1 protein-coding gene and 1 pseudogene are annotated in these 2,862 nt (G+C 73.8%); both read right to left on the bottom strand.

What is annotated here, in order from left to right; all coding sequences use genetic code 11:
• Positions 1 to 1,429 (bottom strand): annotated as a pseudogene (locus NMN56_RS23750) (hypothetical protein); the annotation flags it as partial.
• Positions 1,430 to 1,670: 241 nt separating this feature from the next.
• A complete protein-coding gene (locus tag NMN56_RS23745; RefSeq protein ID WP_430542688.1) occupies positions 1,671 to 2,708 on the bottom strand; it encodes a type VII secretion system-associated protein in 1,038 nt (345 codons plus the stop codon).
• Positions 2,709 to 2,862: the final 154 nt, after the last annotated feature.

Below are 2,862 nucleotides of genomic sequence, written 5' to 3'. Positions count from 1 at the left end.
GGGTGCGTACTCCGTGCTGGGCCGCGAGCGCGCGCAGTGCGCTGCCTCCGTCCGTTGCCGTGCCGTGGACGTACAGCCGTGCCCGGCCGCGGAGATCGGCGCCCAGGACGGACAGGAGGCGGGAGAGTTCGGGCCACAGCGAGGTGTCGAGTTCCTCGCCGGGGCTTCCCACCTCGATGGCCGGTCCCTCGGCGTCCACCTCGCGGGTCGCCGGTTCCGGCGCCGTGCCGTCGGCGTCCGTGATCCACAGGCCGGCCCTGGTCACCGTGACCTGCCACCTGCTGGACAGCCGCACCGTGCCCTGTTCCTGGTCGCCGCTGTCCGGCAGCGGCAGGTTCCACCCGAGCAGTCGCGGGGCGGGAGCGGGCTCGCCGTGGCGGGCCGGGGCGCACACCACCGCGTCCACGAACGGCTGCCACCGGGGGGCTCCATCGGCGCCGACGAGCACGGCCCGCGCGGTGCCGTCTTCCGCGGCGGTGAGCAGCGGCATGCCCGTGTGGACCACGATCTCGCTGTCGAGCAGGTCGGCCGCTGACTGGCCGGTGCGCAGGAGGTCGCGGGGGCTGCCTGGGGCAAGGCGGACCCGGGAACGGAGGGCCGAGGGCAGCGCGCCGAGCACCTCTCCGACGTCGGAAGCCGAGACGTCCCCGTCCTCCGGGACACCGACCAGGAACGTCGGGCCACGGGGGTCGACCGGCACCGAGTAGCACAGGTCCTCACGCTCCGGCTCCGCCGAGTGCGGTGAACGCGCGAGCAGTCCTGCCGGTATCTGGTGGATCACGCAGCCGCTGTCGGTGCACTCGGGCACCTGCTCGACACCGTGCTGCCACGCGGGCGCGGGCTGACGCGCACCCAGTGCCACAGGACGTACGCCGGGCGAGAAGCTCCACCAGCCGCGTACGCGGGGCAGGTCGGGGCGGACGAAGAGGGAGCCGCCGGGGACGATCTGGACCTCACCGTCCGGGGCGATCACCTCCAGCTCCCAGGCGTCCGCCATCTGCCGGGCCACCGAGACCCGTTCCGGCCGCTCCTCCCCCGCGCCTGACATGACGAGCCGTACGGTGCGGGTGCCCGACTCGCGCAGGGTGTCGAACAGTTCGCTCAGCCGCTGCCAGAACTCCTCCGCGGGTGCTCCGTCCCCGTCCGGGCCCACCGTGCCGGTGACGACGGTGACGATGCCCGGCTCGGCGCCGAGCAGTTCGCACAGTTCGGTCACCTCGGTCCGGCTGATCGCGGCGTCGTGAGCGGCACGCAGCAGGATCAGCGCGCCGTACTCCTCGGCGAGCAGCGGCGCACCGTACCGCTCGCCATGTCCGGCGTCGGGGCCCTCGGCCGGAGCGGCGGTCCCCGGCGTGGAACGCGTGGACCTCCGCTTCGCCTTGCCCCCGCCACCGAACCACCACGACCGTCCCTCACCGGAGCGGCTCACGTCATCCCTCCTTCGCACAGCCGGGCCGACCGGTGTGACGCGTCCGCTCGGGTCCCGTTCAAGGGGTCGTCACCTGGTCAGCCACCCCAGAGGGGGGCGAAGTGACGTGTTGCTCCGGGGGGTTGGAGTGTACGTAGTGACGAAGACGGGCCGGTGATCGGCCCCCCGCCGACAGCCACTCGTCCAGAGATCCCCCCGGGGCCGCCACCGCCGTGGTCGGGGGCGGGGTCGGGCACGACGGTCACCTGGGCTCCCCCTCCTTGCTGTCCCGGGCGTACGGAGAGACCGGAGAGACCACTGCGGCTTCGGGCTGTTCTGGAACGGCCTCGGGCTGTTCGGGTGCGGCCCCGGCCAGTTCCGGTGCGGTCCCGGCCAGCCCGGACGCGGCGCCGGCCGGCTCGGCGGTGGTGGCGGTCACGAGGTCTGCCAGAGCGTCCGGGGTCAGCACCATGCTGACCGGCGCCGAACTGTTGAGGCAGAGGCTGTGCCCCTCAGGCAGCCGTGCCAGCAGCTCGGGCGCCCGCATCCGTTCGAAGCCGAGGCGTCCTGCCGCGTGCAGGTAGGAGGGCGAGGTGAAGACCGGGACCACCGCGGTGCCGTCGGGCACCGACGCGCTGACGGGCTCGCCGCTCGCCGTGACCAGTACTGCCAACTCCGCCTCGGCCAGCGCGTGGGTGACGTCCTCGGCCGGGCCGTAACCGGTGGTGGCGAGCTGGATGGCGGCGTCCACGTCGTCCTCGGGCGCGGGCCAGCCGAGCGCTTCCGGGGAGGGCTGGTAGTTCTCGTTGTCCTGCCACTCCACGATCTCGCCCGCGTCGTCGGAGCGCCACTGGCCTGCCACCGCCCAGTCAGGCGGCGGGCCTTCGCCCTGCCACGCGGGGTCGGTCAGGTAGAGCCAGTGGTTGGGCGCGAGCTTGGCGGCCTTGACGAACTCCTCCGGCGGCTCCGGCAGTTCCGGCGGCTCCGGCAGTTCCGTCGTCCCGCTGTCGTCGGGTGTCACGGTCGTCGTCTCGTCACCGACCGTCGCCCCCTCGCCCGCCGTCGCCCCCTCGCCGACCGTCACCTCGTCACCCGTCGTCGTCTCCGCACCCGCCGTCACCGCGTCACCGGCCGTCGGCTCCGCACCGACCGTCACCGCGTCACCCGCCGTCGGTTCCGCACCGGCGGGCGATGCGGGTGCCGCGGCTGTGTCCGGTACGGGCTCGGCGGAGGCGGTGCCGGCCGTCGACTCGTCCTGTCCTGGTGGGGTGGCCGGGCCGGAGGCGCCGTTGTCGCTCATGCTGTCCTGTCCTCACTCACTGGGCCGACTGGCTCGCTCTCATGCCCGCGATACGGGCGCGCCCTCGCGGGATGCCGGCGGTGCCCATCGCGTCCCCCCGCACGGGTTGGCCTCCGGGTCTCCGGCACCTGACGAACAAGATCGGTTAGCGGCA

The sequence above is a fragment of the Streptomyces iconiensis genome (genome assembly GCF_028657195.3).
GTDB lineage: Bacteria > Actinomycetota > Actinomycetes > Streptomycetales > Streptomycetaceae > Streptomyces > Streptomyces iconiensis.
Note: the sequence above shows the minus strand (reverse complement) of the source record. Positions and strands in the feature narration are given on the sequence as shown.

Coding starts and splice junctions, on each gene's coding strand:
- NMN56_RS23745 (WP_430542688.1), bottom strand. CDS start 2,708: ATGAGCGACAACGGCGCCTCCGGCCCGGCCACCCCACCAGGACAGGAC.